The sequence below is a fragment of the Paraburkholderia phosphatilytica genome (assembly GCF_003443895.1).
In the GTDB taxonomy this organism is placed as follows: Bacteria; Pseudomonadota; Gammaproteobacteria; order Burkholderiales; family Burkholderiaceae; genus Paraburkholderia; species Paraburkholderia phosphatilytica.
In genome coordinates this window covers 123,835-140,465 of sequence record NZ_QQOA01000007.1, presented here as the reverse complement: position 1 = coordinate 140,465, position 16,631 = coordinate 123,835, and the positions used below count along the sequence as shown (strand labels likewise).

Genomic DNA, 16,631 nt, shown 5'->3' with positions numbered 1-16,631 from the left:
CGCATCGAGCGATGCGGGTTTACCCACGAGACGACACGCGTGTGCGTGTCGTCTCGTGCGTCAGGCGAGTACTTCGGAAGAGCCCATCAGCGATGCGTGCTGCGAAGCGGATAGTCCTTGAGAAACAGCGACAGCACGAACGCGAGCGCGACGATGCACGCGGCGACGATGAACACCGTATGCAGCGAACCGGCGAACGCCTGCAGGTAGTCCGCGCGCAATACATCGGGCAACTGATGAATCGTGGCCGGTCCCGTCGCATGGGGCAGCTCGGCGCCGGCGGGAACCAGCTGCTGCAGCCGCGACGCGAGACCGTTGGAGAACACCGCGCCGAACGTCGCGACGCCGATCGAGCCGCCGATCGAACGGAACAGCGTCGCACCGGACGTCGCCACGCCCATGTGGCGATGCTCGACCGTGTTCTGCACCGCGAGAATCAGCACCTGCATCACCATCCCGAGACCGCAGCCGAGCAGGCCCATGTAAATGTTGAGCGTGGTGAGCGGCGTATCGAGCTTCAGCGTGGACAGCAGCACCATGCCGATCGCCACGAGCAACGTGCCGGCGATCGGAAACATCCGGTACTTGCCGATGCGCGAAATCAGGCGCCCCGCGACGATCGACATCAGCAGCACGCCGCCCATCATCGGCAGCAACTGCATGCCGGCGGCCGTCGGCGTGGAGCCTTTGACCACCTGCAGATAGAGCGGCAGGAACGTCACGCAACCGAACAGCGACACGCCGACGATGAAGCCGATCGCGCAGCACAGCACGAACGTGCGCTGGCGGAACAGTTCGAGCGGCATGATCGGCTCCGCCGCGCGCCGTTCTTCGTGGATGAAACCGCCGAGCGCCACGATGCCGAGCGCAAGCGTGAACCACAGTTGCGGCGACGACCACGGCAGGATCGCGCCGCCCTGGCTCGTGAACAGGATGATGCAGGTGAGGGCGGTGGCGAGGAAGCCGGCGCCCCAGTAGTCGATCAGGTGCTTCACGTGCGCCGTATGCGGACGGAACGCCGCGCCGATCACCGCGAGCGCGAAGAGGCCGAGCGGCAGGTTGATGTAGAAAATCCAGCGCCACGAGAAGTGCTGCACGAGAAAGCCGCCGAGCAGCGGGCCGATCACGGTGGCGAGCCCGAACACGCCGCCGAACATGCCCTGGTAGCGGCCGCGTTCGGCGGGCGGCACGACGTCGCCGATCGCCGCCATCGTGATCACCATCAGGCCGCCGCCGCCGAGCCCCTGCAACGCGCGCAGCAGGATCAGCTGCGTCATGTTCTGCGCGAGTCCGCACAGCGCGGAGCCGATCAGAAACAGCACGATCGCCGACTGCAGCACGACCTTGCGGCCGAACAGGTCGCCGAGCTTGCCGTAGAGCGGCACGACGATCGTCGAGGTCAGCAGGTACGCGGTGACGACCCACGACAGGCTGGACAGCCCGCCGAGTTCGCCGACGATAGTGGGCAGCGCGGTGGAGACGATGGTCTGGTCGAGCGCGGATAGCAGCATGACCAGCAACAGCGCGGGAAACAGCAGGCGCAGCGGTGTGTGCGGCGCACTCGGCGTGGCGGTCAGCGAAGCTTCGGTTGTGGCAGTCATGGGATGACGGTTGAAATTAATTAACTCGGAGATTAATATAGGAGAAGTCCTAGTTCTCGTCAATTCGTCTTTTCAGATCATGGCCTCTAACCGCTCGACGTCACGTTCCGCCACGCCCGTTCCTTCTGCCGGTCTCGCGGCCGATCAAGACCGGGGCGAGCCCGCCAGCCGCGACGCGAAGCCGGCGGCGGCCGCGCCGCGCCGGCCCGGCCGTCCGGCGGGCAGCGTCCGCGGTCCGGAGCAGCGCGAGAAGCTGCTCGAAGCGGCGCTGTCGCTGTTCGCGCGGCAGGGGATCGTCGATACGACGCTTGGCGCGATTGCCCGCGAGGCCGGCGTGACGTCGGCGATGGTGCATTACTACTTCAAGACCCGCGACCAGCTGCTCGACGTATTGATCGACGAGCGCATCGCGCCGATGCGCGTCGCGATCGGCGCGGCGTTTCGCGACAATCACGACGATCCGGTGGCGGCGATCGTGGCGATCGCGCAGCGGCTGATCGATACGGCGCGCGCGCGTCCGTGGTTCGCGCCGGTCTGGGTGCGCGAGGTGATCAGCGACGGCGGTCTGCTGAAGCGGCGCATGCACGAGCGCTTCGGCGACGAGCATCAGCGCGAGTCGATCGCAACCATCGAACGCTGGCAACGTGAGGGGCGGCTGAATCCGGATCTGGAGCCGACGCTGATCTTCATGTCGCTGTTCGGTCTCGCGATCCTGCCGTTCGCGGCCGCGAAGACGTTCCGCGACGAACCGATCCGCCAGCACATCACCGACGATCACATCGCACGACATGCGATCGCGCTGCTCGTCAGCGGTCTCGCGGTTCCGGGCAAAGACCACGCGAAGACCTGACGTCGCGCGCCGCTGCCCGGCAGTTTTTTCAGCACCGCACGCCGGAACCGTGAAAGGCGTTCGTCATGATGCGCGGCTTCACGATCGTGTCGCATGCGGCATTCAGACTGCGTGCGCCGTCGTGCTCGATCTGCGCGACGGCGCGGCCTTTCGCGCGAGCGGTGGGCACCGATTGGTACCGATTGGCACCGACAGGCACGTGGATTGCTCCTATCGGGTGCCAGTCGTCTATGCGAAATGCTTCGTCAGCTCGCCAGACCTCCGGCGCACATGGGATTCGCGCCATGCGAATCGCGATGGGCGCGAACCCGCCGGTCGCGATCCGAACCGCTCCGAAAATTTGCTGCAACTCGGGGCATCGGCGACGGTCCCAGGTGCAGTCCGGTTGCCGCGCGGTCCGATTCCGTTAGAATCGCCGCCTCGATTTTTATAATGGCAGCCGCCGGCGGGTCGAGCGAACGAGGCAGCACACGCTGGCGCGACCCGTTAATTTCAGGTGCTTTTAGCCATAGAGAACATGAACGGCGTACTCAAGCTCGATCAGGCCACGATCGTGCTCGTCGAGGATGACCCGCACAGTCGGGCATCGCTCGCCACCCTGCTTGAATCCGAAGGCGCACACGTAGTGGCCGTCGCCGATGCGGAAGAGGGAGTCGAAGCGGCAATCCGGGAAACGCCCGACGCGCTGGTCTGCGATCTGGATCTGCCCGCGATGGACGGTTTCTATCTGATCCAGCGGCTTCGCGATCACGAAATTTCCAGCGACCGGACACCGACCGTCGCGGTCGCGCTCACGGGACACACCGATGAGGCTTACCGGCTGCGCAGCATCGGCGAAGGCTTCGAGCATTTCATGACGAAGCCGGCTAGGCCGGACGAACTGGTGAGCCTGCTGTGCAACGCGATCGAGGCGCGCGCCGCGAGCTGAACGCGCGGCGGTGGGTGGGATGCTGGTGGTGCCGGGGTCAGGACTTGACTGCGTCGGCGGCTGCCTGGCATTCCGCGCACAGCCCTTTGAGCTCGATCTCATCGCCGGCGAGGCGGTAGCCTGCGAGTTCGATCTGTGCGACGAGCGCTTCGCGCAGCGCGGGCTGATGCAGTTCCGCGACGTTGCCGCATTGCTGGCAGACCACCAGCATGCCGTGCTGGCAATGCGTGAGGTCGTGGCAGACGGTGAACGCGTTGATCGACTCGATGCGATGCACGAGCCCGACCGACAGCAGGAAATCCAGCGCGCGGTACACCGTGGGCGGCGCCGAGCCGGGATGGATCTGGCGCATGTCGTCGAGCAGCGAATAGGCCTTGGTTGCGCGACCCGACGCGAGCAGCAGTTCGAGCACCTTGCGGCGGATCGGCGTCAGCTTCTCGCCGCGCTCGCGGCAGTATTCGTCGGCGAGTGCGAGCGCTGCGTCGGCGCCCGCGGCCCCGGCCGCTGCGTGCGCGTGACCGTCGTGCGCGTGCTCGTGGGCGTGATGATGGCCGGCGTGATCCGCCGCGCCATGGTCCGCGGACGGACCGGCGGCAAGCTTCTCGCGGCCGGCGGTGAACTTTACATTCTTCATGCGTCGATTATACGGGGCAGCGACGCCAGCCTGCTCGCCGCTCAGGTCAGCTGCAGATCCACATACTTCTTGAAGCCAGTGCGCGTGGCGAGCCGCGCGTACCAGCGTTCGAGATTCGGCAGCGACGGCCGTTCGACGCCTTCGAGCCCGAACCAGCGTTTTGCGTACGCGCCGAGCACGATGTCGGCGAGCGTGAATTTATCCGTCTCGAGAAAGAAGCGGCCCTGCAGATGCGTATCGAGCTGCTTCCACAGCGCGGTGACGGCGGCGAGGTCCTTTACGAGTTTCGGCTCGTCGCGTTCGGCGGCCGGCGTGCGCACGAGGCACTGGAACACCGGGCGCTCGGCGGGCTGCAGCGTGGACAGCGACCAGTCGAGCCAGCGCTCGATGCTCGCGCGCACTTTCGGCTCGCCGGGATAGAGCAGGCTCGTCGGACCGTATTCGAGCGTCAGGTAACGCAGGATCGAGTTGGACTCCCACAGCACGAAATTGCCGTCCACAAGCGTCGGTATCTTGCCGGTCGGGTTCATCTCCAGATACTCGGGCTCGTTGTTGCGGCCGTACTGCATCCCGGCTTCGATGCGTTCGAACGGCAGCACCAGTTCGTCGCATACCCACAGCACCTTCTGCACGTTGACGGAGTTGGCGCGTCCCCAGATCGTGATCATCGGGTCAAAATCCTTTCCACATGGTTGGCAAGCCGCACCTGGCGTGCGGCGTTCAACCAGTAACGATACACGAAGCATTCATCCCTGATCGCTTCCCGGGCTTGTGCTGCCGGCCGTACAGACCGGTTGCGTACAATAGGCGCACCCGAACGCGACGAGGCTCCCGCATGGCCCGCATTGTCCCCGACGACTGGAAGCAGCTCGCCGTCACCGGCGCCGCCGCCCGCGAGCGCGAAACGCTGAGCCTGCTCGAACACGCGCTATCCGACGATTACACCGTCTATCACGGTGTGCATTGGACCCGGCTCAACCAGAGCTTCACCGTGTTCGGCGAAGCGGACTTCGTGGTTGTGAGTCCGTCGGGGCGCACGCTCTTCATCGAACAGAAAACGGGCTTTCTGCGCGAGACGCCGAAAGGGCTCGTGAAGGTTTATCTGCAGACCGAGCGCAATGTGTCGATCGCGCTTGCGCGTACGGTCGAAAGCATGCATCGGCGCTTCACGGCCGCGTTCGGCGCGGGTACCTACTACATCGAAGAACTGCTGTACTGCCCCGATCATGGGGTGCGGGACGCGGCGATTGCGGGCGTGAATCCGGCCCGCATCGTCGACGCGACGAGGAAGGAGCGGCTCGCCGCGATCATCCGCGAGATCCTGCCCGCCGACGAAGCGCGTCTGCCGAGCGCCGCGAAGATTCACCACTTCCTCTCCGACGAACTGTCGCTCACGCCCGATGCCGGCGCGCTGGTCGGCCAGGCGGGCACGCTCGTCACCCGGCTTGCGGGCGGCCTCGCGACGTGGGCGCGGCGTCTGGAATTTGCGCCGTTCCGGCTGCGCGTGATCGGCACCGCGGGTTCGGGCAAGACGCAGCTCGCGGTGCAGGTAATGAAAGACGCGGTCGCGCGCGGGCAGCGGCCGCTCTACGTGTGCTTCAACCGGCCGCTCGCCGACCATATCGCGAAGGTGGCGCCGCCCGAGGCGAGCGTGACCAACTATCATCATCTGTGCGCCGCGGTTGCGCGCGAAGCGGGCACGCCGCCCGACTTCACCGCGCCCGACGTGTTCACGCAACTCGAAGCGATCTTCGCGCGCACCGCGATCGACGCGCGCCGGCAATGCGACGTGCTGATCGTCGACGAAGGACAGGATTTCCAGCAGCCGTGGGTCGCCGCGCTCGAACGCCTGTTGCGGCCGGGCGGCGCATGGTGGTGGCTCGAAGATCCGCTGCAGAACCTCTATATGCGCGCGCCGGTGGAACTGCCCGGCTGGACCGAGCTGAAGGAAACCACCAATTACCGCAGCCCGCGCGACATCCTCGACTTCGTGCGCGACGTGGTGGGCGGCGAAGTGCCGCTCGCGGCGAGCCTCGCGTCGGGCAGTCCGTTCGACGGTTCAGATGTGAGCGTGTCGGTGTACGACGAAACGCACGCCGCGCAGTCGGCCGTCGAGGCGACCAAGCGCGCGATCACGCAGGCGCTGTCGCTGGGGTTTCGCAAGCAGGACATCGTGGTGCTGTCGTTTCGCGGCCGCGAGGGCTCGGTGCTGACGGCGGTCGAGCAGCTCGGCCCACATCGGCTGCGCAGCTTCAGCGGGCAGTACGATCTGTTCGGTAATCCTGAGTATCGCGAAGGCGACGTGCTGCTGGAATCGATCTACCGCTTCAAGGGACAGTCGGCGCCGTGTGTGATCCTGACCGAAGTGGATTTCACGGCCTTCGACGAGCGTGCGGCACGCAAGCTGTTCGTCGGCGCGACGCGGGCCACGATGAAGCTGATCGTGGTCGCGTCGCGGCGCGCGGCGAAGCATCTGCGCCCGGACGCGCTCGCCGACGAGCCGGCCGAGGGCGCGGCGGCGGCGCTGCTGGCCGCGCGCCGGCCGTAGATTGACGCTATGATGCGTGCGCGGTTCGCATCGGACGAAACGCGAGAGACCAGAACACGAGGGTAACGACATGCGCAGTACCCGGATCAACACGACGAACTGGAAGGCGGGGATGCGCCGGGGGCTGCTGCACGCGTTCGTCGGCATGACCAGCGCCGCCGCCATGACCGCCGCGCTCGCCGCTACACCCGCGGCTTCCGTGGGTTCCGCGGCTTCCGCTGCCACGACGCCGATCCCGCTCGCGCTCGACGTCAGCGGCAAGATCCACAACACTACAGATTCCGCCCACACCGTCTATCACTTCGACCAGACGAAGCTGCTCGATCTGCCGGTGCACGCCATCTCCACGTCGACCACGTGGACGCCGAAGTCGACGTTTCAGGGTCCTTCGCTCGCGGATATCCTGAAGACCGTCGGCGCATGGGGCAGCCAGGTCGAAGTCCACACGTTCGACGACTATTCGTACACGCTGCCCGTCTCCGATGCCGGGCGCTACGGCGTGGTGCTCGCGTACAGCATGAACGGCAAGCGCCTGACGATCTCGGACTTCGGGCCGCTGTTCCTGATCTATCCGCGCGACCAGTATCCGACCGAACTGTCGGGCTCCGAGGCCGATTCCAAATTCGTATGGCAGATCAAGGCACTGGTGATCAGATAACGCGCACGCCGCTGCGGCGGTTCCTGCTCGTCGTCATCTGGCTGACGGCGCTGGCGGCGCCGATCGCGTCGATCGCCTTCCTGCTGTACGAGAACCTGCTGACGCCGGGCGCGACCCAGCCGCTGATCGGCACGTACGACGGCTTCTACTGGGACGCCGCGCAACTGCAGATCGCGTATACGCGTTTCGAGGAGCAGCTGCTGCGCTACCGCAACGGCATGGATACGGGCAACCAGACGTTGCTGTTGCGCTATCACCTGCTGCAGTCGAAAGTGCGGGTGCTGCAGGGCTCGACGCGGATCCTCGCGCGCCAGGCCGCGCTCGCGCAACATCAGCAGACGCAGCTCGAAGCGCTGTCGAAAGAGCTCGTCGCGCTGCGGCCCGATCTCGACGCGCCGCCCGGCGACAACGCGCGCATCGATCACGCGATCGACGTGCTCGAATCGCACTGGGAAGAGGTCAACGACCTCGCGCTGAGCCGCCGCATCGCCGACGTCGACGACCGCGAAGCGCTCAATCGCGACTTCATCGCGAAGCGTCGCGCGATCTTCGCGGGGGGCCTGCTGCTGTTGCTGCTGTCCACGGCCGCGACCGTGCTGCTCGTGATGAACGGCCGCCGCCGCACGCGCCTGATCCGGCAGCAGCGCGCGGCGCTCGAAGCCGAGCACCAGGCGAGCCGTGCCGCGCGCGATGCGAGCCGCGCGAAGGATGCGTTCCTCGGCATGATCAGCCACGAGTTGCGCACGCCGTTGCATGCGATCGTGTCGTCGATCGAGCTGCTCGGTTTTCACGAGCACTCGGAAGAGGACCGCAAGGTGATCCAGCGGCTCGACACGGCGGGTCGTCATCTCGAAGCGCAGATGCGCGATCTGACCGACTATGCGCGGCTCGGCGCGGGCAAGCTCGAACTGCGCCACGAGCACGTCGATCCGCGCGTGCTGCTCGCATCGATCGTCGATGAGCACGAGCCGGCCGCGCGGCTGAAAGGGCTCACGCTGGAGAGCGGGATGCGCGGCGGTCCGGGCAACATCGATTCCGATCCGCACCGGATCCGGCAGATCGTCAGCAACCTCGTGACCAACGCGATCCGCTATACGGAGAAGGGCACGGTGCGCGTGCACTTCGACCAGCAGCCGACGCTGCTGACGATCGTCGTGCGCGATACGGGGCCGGGCGTGCCGCAGGAAAAAATCCCGCTGATCTTCGAGGAGTTCACGCAGCTCGACGCATCGCGATCGCGCCGCTTCGAGGGCGCGGGGATGGGACTCGCGATCGTGCAGGGGCTCGTCGCGCTGTTCGGCGGGACGGTGAGCGTCGAGAGCCGGGTGGGCGAGGGCACCACGTTCACGGTGGTGCTGCCGGCCGTCGCGGTGCCGGCTCCTGTCGACGAGGTGCCGTCCGGCGCCGCGATGCCGGGTCGGGAGGATGGCCGCCGCCCGCACGCGCTCGTCATCGACGATAACCCGCTCGTGCGCGAATCGCTGCGCGAGATGCTGGCGCACATGGAGTGGGACGTGACGGCGGCCGGCAACGCGGGCGAGGCGCTCGAAGCGCTGGACTTCGGCCACTTCGACGTGCTGCTGCTCGATCTGCACATGCCCGGCGTGGACGGCTTTGCGTTCCTCGAACGCTTTCACGCGCGCGATCCGGATTCGATGCCGACACCGCCCGGCGTGCCGGTGATCGCCGTCAGCGCGCTGGCGCCGGACGGCGAGGACGCGGCGGCGTTCTTCGACTATCTGGTGAAGCCGGTGCACTACGACGTGCTGCGCGACGCGCTGCGGCGCGCGCTATCCGCGCGGCGTGCGGGTTGAGCGCGGGGTTACGGCCGGTTCAGCCGCTTCGACAGATCCGCGACGAGAATTGCCATGCGCGCCGGCTTCTCATAGCACGCCACGTCATACGTTCGCACCACGTCGCTGATTTCCGACTCGCTGGCCTTGCCGGTCAGCAGCTCGCCCGTCAGTACGAAGATCGCGGCCTCCGGGTTCTCCGAGTTGCGGATCGCGCGGATCGCGTCGGCGGCGGTCTGACTGCCGAACAGCCAGTCGATCACCACGCCGTCGAATACCTGGCTTTGCAGCGTTTCGGCGAACGCGGCCAGGCCGTAGATGGCCAGCGCCGCGAAGCCGCTGCGTTCCAGGTACTCGCGCAGGTTGTCCGCCGACGCCCGGTCGTCGTCGACGACCGCGATCAGCGGCTTGTCGTTCTCCGCGCGGCGCGGGTAGATCTCGATCTTGTGGACTTCAAACGCGTTCTGATAGAGCGCGCCGTCGTAGCGCGCAACGCGCCACTGGCCGAGCTTCGAGTACGCGACGAACTCGGGCCGGCTGCCTGGCTCCAGCGGCGCACCGACCCAGGCCGTGCAGGCCATCTCGATCGCGCCGACCGTAAACACCGCTTCCTGCGCGGTCGCGCCGACCATGCCGGCGTCGAGCGTCTGCGCGTCGAACAGTTGCGCGGCGGGCTCGTCGTAGACTTCGGCGACCTTCTTGATCTGCGCGAGCGTCCACGGGCTGTTGCCGCGCAGCTTGCGATGTCCCTGCGAAAAGCTGAGGTCGAGGATGCGGCACAGTTCGGTCGTCTGCTGACGTTTGCCGATACCGTGGCGGCTCATCAAGTCACGCACGCGTTCAGCGACCGCGAGCGAATCGGCTGAGAGTGCTTCGTTGGCCATGCTGCGAGAATGCCCCGTTCAGATGATGCTTCTGTTGGTTCAGATCGGCGCGCTGCGGGCTGTGCCGGCGGGAGCCGGCATTCGCAGTTCGCTCTATGCGAGTCCGATATTCTAGCGAGGAAATCGGCGCATTTCCGGTACTTTGAGATTCAGCCGATATCTGTTTCAGTGCGTGCATTTAAAACACGCAATTGTTTCAACCGTTGTTAAGCAAGCGCCGCGTCGATGCGGCGAGGGGCCATGCGATATTCGACCGATGACGATCGATCCGTCGCGCCATTCGGCGTGCCGTACTACACGCAGTGGGGAAGTCCGGAATGGGTTCGGGCCATTGCCGAGGAGGGCGCCGACCCGTGCGACGATCCCGGCTGGCGGCGCAGCGGCTTTACGGATGCGGCGCGCTACCGGTTCTGGAGCCAGCGGCTGTGCGGCTTGACCTGCCTCGAGTCGGCGCTCGACTTCTGGGGCATCGGGCACCCGTCGCAGGCCGCGATGCTCGACGACGCGCTGCGCCGCGGCGTGTACAAACTGCGCGACGACGGCGGCGTGGATGGGCTGATCTACCGGCCGTTTGCGGACTGGGTAGGCGATGCGTTCGGCGTGACTGTCGACGTGCTGCCGGACGTCGCGCTGACCGCGATCGCCGAATCACTGGATCGCGAGACGTTCGCGATCGTGTCCGTCAGCCCCGAGATTCGCCGCCCCGAGCGGCCGAACACGAAGCGCGGCGGGCACCTGATCCTGCTGCACGGGCGCGATGCCGAGGGCGTGTGGTTCCACAATCCGTCGGGCGTGCCGCCGTGGCAGGCGGACGCCCGGCTGCCGTTCGACACGATGGAGCGTTTCTACGCCGGGCGCGGAATGGTGCTGCGCCGTTGCGCCACAGCGCGCGCTCAGGACGAGCGTGCCGCGCAGACTGAAGGCGCTGCCGGCACTGCGGGCTGAGAAGCGGGGTGAAGCGAGGGCTTAGCGGCCGTTGTCGCGGCGCTCGCGCACGACTTCGCTGAGCACGCCGTAGTTGCGGCCGCCGGCGAGCATCACCTGATACTGGCTGTGACGCAGGTACGACTGCCACATATCGCGGGCGAGGCTTTGCAGCGAGGCCCAGAAGCTGGAGGACGGACGGGAAGTAATCGGATGGCTGGACATGGTATTGACCTGACTAGGGTTAGTGCCTAAGGGTAAACCATTATATCTGATTTTGGGATAGGGCGTCGTGAAACTTGACCGCATGATCAGCACGGTGGAAGTGCACACGGGCGGGGAGCCGTTCCGCATCGTCACGAGCGGACTGGCGAAGGTGCCGGGCAAGACCATCGTCGAGCGGCGCGCGTGGCTGAAGGCGAACCGAAGATGGGCGAGACGCTCGTCAACGAATCGGTGATCGGCACCGTGTTTCGCGGCCGCGTGCTGTCGGAGACGAAGCTCGACCGCTTCGACGCGGTGATCCCCGAGATCGAGGGCGACGCGCACATCTGCGGTTTCGCGAACTGGCTGATCGACGAGCGCGATCCGCAGACGTACGGGTTTCTGGTGCGTTAAGGTTCCGGCTGCAACCCGTCGCATCCCGTCACGAGGAAACCACGACACATGACCCGTACCGCCCAGATCTTCGACGCCCACGAAACCGCACACCTCACCCCCTATCCCGCACTCGTCGATGCGCTGAAAACCGCCGCGACCGACTACGCGCAAGCCCGCATCGCGAGCCCCGAGCGTCTCGTCGTGCCGCTGAACGAAGGCGGCATGCTGCTGTCGATGCCCGCCGCGGCGAGCGACCTTGCGATCCACAAGCTCGTCAACGTGTGCCCGACCAACCGCGAGCGCAACCTGCCGACCATCCACGGCCAGGTCACCGCCTGCGACGCGCACACCGGCGAGGCGCTGTTCGTGCTCGATGGCCCGACGGTCACCGGCCGTCGCACCGCGGCGATGACGATGTTGGGCATCGCGCTGCTGCATCGCGCCACGCCGCGCGACTTCCTGCTGATCGGCACCGGCACGCAGGCCGCGAATCACGTCGAAGCGATCGCGGCGCTGTACCCCGACGCGACCGTGCGCGTGCGAGGCAGTTCACCGTCGCGCGCCGAAGCATTCTGCGCATCGCACGCAGCGACACATACGAGGCTCGTGCCTCTGCCCGACACGACGACGCCAGATTCAGTCGACGTCGTGATCGCGCTGACCACGAGCCGCCAGCCCGTCTACGACGAAGCGCCGCGCGCGGACCGCCTTGTGATCGGCGTCGGCGCGTTCATGCCGGCGATGATCGAGATCGGCGCACGGACGGTGGCGGGCAGCGTGCTGTATGTCGACGACAAGGCCGGCGCGAAGCACGAAGCCGGCGACTACATCCAGGCGGGCGTGGACTGGGCGCGCGTGACGGGCATCGCGGCGCTCGTCGACGGCAGCGCCGCGCCGCGAGCAGCGAACGAGGCCGCGGTGTTCAAGACGGTGGGATGCGCGGCATGGGATCTGGCCGCGTGCCGGGTCGCGGCGAAAGGCGTGTGAAGCAGGGCGCGGGCGTTCGCGCCCGCGCCGCGACAACAGCAGCAACCGCGACGACAGCGAAAACCTAAAACACGTCCATCCGCCCCGGAAACGTCTCGTCGATCTCGGCGGCGTTCGCGTCGGGCACGCCTTCATGCTGTTCGCGGAACATCACCGGCGGCACGCCGAACTGCTTGCGGAACTCGCGGCCAAGATGCGACGCATCCGAGAAACCGCAGCTCGACGCGATGTCCGCAACCGTACGGTCGGAGCTCGTCAGCAGCCACGCAGCGGTCCGCAATCGCACCTGCTTCGCGAACGCCTGCGGACTCCTGCCCGTCTCCGCCTTGAAGAGCCGTTCGAGCTGACGCGGCGACAGGTCGAGCTTGTACGCGAGCTCTTCGAGCGGCAGCGAACGCCCCACGTGCTGCTCCATCAGCAGGATCGCGCGCTTCACCTTCGGATGCGTCGCCGGTTCGAGCCCTGGCGGATGCGGCTGCGGCGCATTGCCCTTCTGCATCTCGCCGACGAGCAGGATGCGCAGCGCCTTTTGCACCGTCGCGTGCTCGAAGTGGCGCAGCAGAATGGCTGCGGCGACGTCGATCGAAGCACGCCCGCCGGAGCAGGTGATGCGCCGCCGGTCGATCACGAACAGCCGGTCGGCGACGAGCGCATCGGGGTTCGCCGCCGGAAAGCGTTCGACGAAATCCCAGTAGTGAAACCAGCTCACGCAGATCCGGTGCTCGTCGAGCACGCCCGCGCGCATCAGCGCGAACACGCCGGTGCAGATGCCGACGAGCGTCGCCTGTGCGCGCGCGGCGTTGCGGATGAACTGCAGCGTCTCGTCGCTCGCCTGCGGGCCCGAATGCAGCAGGCCGCCCACCACCACGACGTAGTCGAACGGCTCGGCGTCCGCGAAGGTCTCCCACGGCGTGATCTGGATGCCGCAGCTCGCGCGCACCGGCGCGAGCGTGTCGCCGATCACGCTCCACGAGCAGCGCACCGGCTTGCTGTAGTCGCCTTCGTCGGCGGACAGCCGCAGCATGTCGACGAAGCCGGAGAACGCCGTCAGCGTGAAGTTGGGCAGCAGGACGATGCCGAAGCGGATCCGCTCGCGCGATTCGCCTTGCGAGGTGGCGAGCGGCGCGGCAATGCCGCCGGTGGGCTTCGATACGGCAATCGTCATGGTGGATGGGGCCAGTTGCCCGGTTACGTCCCGCTTCATTGAATCCGTCTGCTGAAAACGGCCAGCGGCGCCGGGCCGTGCAATCCGGCCGCCACGCGGCCTTCGCGCCGCAGGCACACCGGTTCCAGCGTACGCCCTAGCGTCGCCGATCGGCCGCCGCGCCGCTTGCGCTTTTGCGCCGCGAACCATCGCGGAAACGAACGGCTTTTGCCCATTTCCGCACGTTGGCGTCGGCATCCCACGCCGATGCCGTTTTTGTTCTATCGGCCAATTTTACGCTTTGGTGTACTGGCGCCATCGAGAAACGGTCGCGGCCTCACCGGTCAGCCACCCGTTCCTCCCACTACTCACCAGAGCCTGCCCATGAACGTCAGCGTCTTCGATCTGTTCAAGATCGGTATCGGCCCGTCGAGCTCGCACACGGTCGGCCCGATGATCGCAGCTTGCCGCTTTGCGTCGCATATCGAGGACGCCAACCTGCTCGCCTTCGTGCGCCGCGTCGAGATCGAACTGTTCGGCTCGCTCGGCGCGACCGGCAAGGGTCACGGCACCGACAAGGCGGTGCTGCTCGGCCTCGAAGGCAATCTGCCCGACACGATCGACCCCGACCTGATCGAGCCGCGGCTTGCCGCGATCCGCAAGGAGAAGACGCTCGCGCTGCTCGGCAAGCATACGGTGCGCTTCGAAGAGAAGGAGCATCTGGCGTTCTATCGCCGGCTGATGAGCGGCACCGGCAGCGTCGTGCATCCGAACGGCATGCGCTTCCAGGCGTTCGACGAGAACGGCCAGCTGCTCGTCGAGAAAGAGTATTACTCGGTCGGCGGCGGCTTCGTCGTGAACCGCGAAGGCGATCGCGTGAACGGCGCGCGCGGCGGCAGCGAAGTGCCGTATCCGTTCCGCACCGGCGACGATCTGCTGCGTGTGTGCCGCGAAAGCGGCCTGTCGATCGCGGAAGTGACGCTTGCGAACGAATGCGCGTCGCGCTCGGCCGACGAGGTACGCGAAGGCCTCCTGAACATCTGGCGCACGATGGCGGCCTGCGTCGAACGCGGCTGCAAGGTGCGCGGCGAGCTGCCGGGCCCGATGCGCGTGAAGCGCCGCGCGGCCGAGCTGTCGCAGCAGCTGCGCACGCGTTCGGAAGAGTCGCTGCGCGATCCGCTGTCGATGCTCGACTGGGTCAATCTGTACGCGATGGCCGTCAACGAGGAAAACGCGGCGGGCGGCCGGATCGTCACTGCGCCCACCAACGGCGCGGCCGGCGTGATTCCCGCGGTGCTGCACTACTACGTGAAATTCGTGCCCGGCTCGAACGACAAGGGCATCGTCGACTTCCTGCTGACCGCGGCCGCGATCGGCATCATCTACAAGGAAACCGCGTCGATCTCCGGCGCCGAAGTGGGCTGCCAGGGCGAGGTCGGCGTCGCGTGCTCGATGGCCGCGGCGGCGCTCGCCGCAGTGATGGGCGGCACGCCGACGCAGGTCGAGAACGCCGCGGAAATCGGCATGGAGCACAACCTCGGCATGACCTGCGATCCGGTGGGCGGGCTCGTGCAGATTCCGTGCATCGAACGCAACGCGATGGGCGCGATCAAGGCGCTCAACGCATCGCGGATGGCGTTGAAGGGCGATGGCCAGCACTACGTGACGCTCGACAACGTGATCAAGACGATGCGCGAAACGGGCGCGGATATGAAAACGAAATACAAGGAGACGTCGCGCGGCGGTCTGGCCGTGAACGTCATCGAATGCTAACGGGGAAATCCGTTTGAACTGTTTGAACCACATGAGCAACGACAGAGGGTCAGCGAGATGAGCCGCTATTCGATATTCAGTCTGTTCCGCAACGGGTTGTCGTATCACGAGAACTGGGAGCGGCAGTGGAGAAGTCCGGAGCCGAAGAAGGAGTACGACGTGGTGATCGTCGGCGGCGGCGGGCATGGTCTCGCGACCGCGTACTACCTTGCGAAGGAGCACGGCATCACGAACGTCGCGATCCTCGAGAAAGGATGGATCGGCGGCGGCAACACCGCGCGCAACACGACGATCGTGCGCTCGAACTATCTGTGGGACGAATCGGCCGCGCTGTACGAGAAGGCGATGAAGCTGTGGGAAGGCCTCGCGCAGGACCTGAACTACAACGTGATGTTCAGCCAGCGCGGCGTGATGAATCTCGCGCACACGCTGCAGGACGTGCGCGACACGCAGCGCCGCGTGAACGCGAACCGGCTGAACGGCGTCGACGCCGAGTTCCTCACGCCCGAGCAGATCAAGGAAATCGAGCCGACCATCAACCTCAACGCGCGCTATCCGGTGCTCGGCGCGTCGATCCAGCGGCGCGGCGGCGTCGCGCGGCACGACGCGGTGGCCTGGGGCTTCGCGCGCGGCGCGGACCAGCGCGGCGTCGACATCATCCAGAACTGCCAGGTCACGGGCATTCGCCGCGAAGGCGGCCGCGTGACGGGCGTCGATACGGTGAAGGGTTTCATCAAGGCGAAGAAGGTCGCGGTGGTGGCGGCCGGCAACACGACGACGCTCGCCGACATGGCGGGTGTGCGGCTGCCGCTCGAAAGCCATCCGCTGCAGGCGCTCGTGTCCGAGCCGATCAAGCCGGTCGTCAATACGGTGGTGATGTCGAATGCGGTGCACGCGTACATCAGCCAGTCCGACAAGGGCGACCTCGTGATCGGCGCCGGCATCGATCAATACACGGGCTTCGGCCAGCGCGGCAGCTTCAACGTGATTGAAGGCACGCTCGAAGCGATCGTCGAGATGTTCCCGGTGTTCTCGCGCGTGCGGATGAACCGCCAGTGGGGCGGCATCGTCGACGTGTCGCCGGACGCATGCCCGATCATCAGCAAGACCGACGTGAAGGGCCTGTACTTCAACTGCGGCTGGGGTACCGGCGGCTTCAAGGCGACGCCGGGTTCGGGCTGGGTGTTCGCGCACACGATCGCGAAGGACGAGCCGCACCCGATCAATGCGCCGTTCTCGCTGGACCGTTTCTACACGGGCCATCTGATCGACGAACACGGCGCTGCCGCGGTCGCCCACTAACCGCA

The 16,631-nt window shown here is 66.4% G+C and carries 16 protein-coding genes and 1 pseudogene; 11 read left to right on the top strand and 6 right to left on the bottom strand.

Annotated features, from left to right (window positions below):
* Positions 1-86: 86 nt before the first annotated feature.
* Entirely contained in the window at positions 87-1,601 is a 1,515-nt protein-coding gene (locus tag DVS29_RS09880; protein ID WP_118180264.1) for an MDR family MFS transporter, read from the bottom strand.
* A 79-nt stretch (positions 1,602-1,680) separates the two neighbouring features.
* Here DVS29_RS09880 and DVS29_RS09875 point away from each other — a divergent pair, with 79 nt between their 5' ends.
* Both DVS29_RS09875 and DVS29_RS09870 read left to right on the top strand, forming a co-directional pair.
* Entirely contained in the window at positions 1,681-2,451 is a 771-nt protein-coding gene (locus tag DVS29_RS09875; RefSeq protein ID WP_118180263.1) for a TetR/AcrR family transcriptional regulator, read from the top strand.
* Between the two features lie 517 nt (positions 2,452-2,968).
* The gene (locus DVS29_RS09870) at positions 2,969-3,379 is read left to right on the top strand and encodes a response regulator (RefSeq protein ID WP_118180262.1); all 411 of its coding nucleotides are present in this window, start codon (positions 2,969-2,971) and stop codon (positions 3,377-3,379) included.
* Between the two features lie 37 nt (positions 3,380-3,416).
* Here DVS29_RS09870 and DVS29_RS09865 read toward each other — a convergent pair whose 3' ends face one another.
* Together DVS29_RS09865 and DVS29_RS09860 are read right to left on the bottom strand one after the other, a co-directional pair.
* Positions 3,417-4,013, bottom strand: coding sequence for a Fur family transcriptional regulator (locus tag DVS29_RS09865; protein WP_118180261.1), 597 nt, complete (start codon positions 4,011-4,013; stop codon positions 3,417-3,419).
* Positions 4,014-4,054: 41 nt separating this feature from the next.
* A complete protein-coding gene (locus DVS29_RS09860; protein ID WP_118180260.1) occupies positions 4,055-4,681 on the bottom strand; it encodes a glutathione S-transferase family protein in 627 nt (208 codons plus the stop codon).
* 167 nt (positions 4,682-4,848) lie between these two features.
* On the opposite strand from DVS29_RS09860, the gene DVS29_RS09855 reads away from it, so the two are divergent.
* From DVS29_RS09855 to DVS29_RS09845, 3 genes are all read left to right on the top strand, one after another.
* A complete protein-coding gene (locus DVS29_RS09855; protein ID WP_118180259.1) occupies positions 4,849-6,561 on the top strand; it encodes an ATP-binding domain-containing protein in 1,713 nt (570 codons plus the stop codon).
* A 145-nt stretch (positions 6,562-6,706) separates the two neighbouring features.
* Positions 6,707-7,219 (top strand): putative pterin-binding protein, encoded by a 513-nt coding sequence (locus tag DVS29_RS09850; protein ID WP_420816095.1) that lies wholly within the window; start codon positions 6,707-6,709, stop codon positions 7,217-7,219.
* Positions 7,189-9,033: an ATP-binding response regulator gene (locus DVS29_RS09845; RefSeq protein ID WP_118180258.1), complete on the top strand. Its 1,845-nt coding sequence runs from the start codon at positions 7,189-7,191 to the stop codon at positions 9,031-9,033. Before DVS29_RS09850 ends, DVS29_RS09845 begins: the two co-directional genes overlap by 31 nt.
* Positions 9,034-9,041: 8 nt before the next feature.
* Here DVS29_RS09845 and DVS29_RS09840 read toward each other — a convergent pair whose 3' ends face one another.
* Positions 9,042-9,896, bottom strand: coding sequence for a helix-turn-helix domain-containing protein (locus tag DVS29_RS09840; RefSeq protein ID WP_118180257.1), 855 nt, complete (start codon positions 9,894-9,896; stop codon positions 9,042-9,044).
* A 240-nt stretch (positions 9,897-10,136) separates the two neighbouring features.
* Between DVS29_RS09840 and DVS29_RS09835 the strand changes: the two genes are divergently transcribed.
* Positions 10,137-10,841, top strand: coding sequence for a C39 family peptidase (locus tag DVS29_RS09835; protein WP_118180256.1), 705 nt, complete (start codon positions 10,137-10,139; stop codon positions 10,839-10,841).
* Between the two features lie 21 nt (positions 10,842-10,862).
* Here DVS29_RS09835 and DVS29_RS36845 read toward each other — a convergent pair whose 3' ends face one another.
* A complete protein-coding gene (locus DVS29_RS36845) occupies positions 10,863-11,045 on the bottom strand; it encodes a hypothetical protein (RefSeq protein ID WP_124800621.1) in 183 nt (60 codons plus the stop codon).
* A gap of 82 nt (positions 11,046-11,127) precedes the next feature.
* Between DVS29_RS36845 and DVS29_RS09830 the strand changes: the two genes are divergently transcribed.
* The 3 genes and pseudogenes from DVS29_RS09830 to lhpI all read left to right on the top strand — a co-directional run bounded on the left by DVS29_RS09830 (position 11,128) and on the right by lhpI (position 12,407).
* Positions 11,128-11,280, top strand: coding sequence for a proline racemase family protein (locus DVS29_RS09830; RefSeq protein WP_118180255.1), 153 nt, complete (start codon positions 11,128-11,130; stop codon positions 11,278-11,280).
* Positions 11,253-11,438 (top strand): annotated as a pseudogene (locus DVS29_RS09825) (proline racemase family protein); the annotation flags it as partial. The gene DVS29_RS09830 and the pseudogene DVS29_RS09825, both read left to right, overlap by 28 nt.
* 48 nt (positions 11,439-11,486) lie before the next feature.
* Complete coding sequence (gene lhpI, locus DVS29_RS09820) at positions 11,487-12,407, top strand: bifunctional Delta(1)-pyrroline-2-carboxylate/Delta(1)-piperideine-2-carboxylate reductase (protein ID WP_118180254.1); 921 nt, start codon at positions 11,487-11,489, stop codon at positions 12,405-12,407.
* Between the two features lie 64 nt (positions 12,408-12,471).
* Here lhpI and DVS29_RS09815 read toward each other — a convergent pair whose 3' ends face one another.
* A complete protein-coding gene (locus tag DVS29_RS09815; protein ID WP_240655530.1) occupies positions 12,472-13,572 on the bottom strand; it encodes a GlxA family transcriptional regulator in 1,101 nt (366 codons plus the stop codon).
* A gap of 363 nt (positions 13,573-13,935) precedes the next feature.
* Between DVS29_RS09815 and DVS29_RS09805 the strand changes: the two genes are divergently transcribed.
* Complete coding sequence (locus DVS29_RS09805) at positions 13,936-15,324, top strand: L-serine ammonia-lyase (protein WP_118180252.1); 1,389 nt, start codon at positions 13,936-13,938, stop codon at positions 15,322-15,324.
* A 57-nt stretch (positions 15,325-15,381) separates the two neighbouring features.
* Positions 15,382-16,626: a sarcosine oxidase subunit beta family protein gene (locus tag DVS29_RS09800; RefSeq protein WP_118180251.1), complete on the top strand. Its 1,245-nt coding sequence runs from the start codon at positions 15,382-15,384 to the stop codon at positions 16,624-16,626.
* Positions 16,627-16,631: the final 5 nt, after the last annotated feature.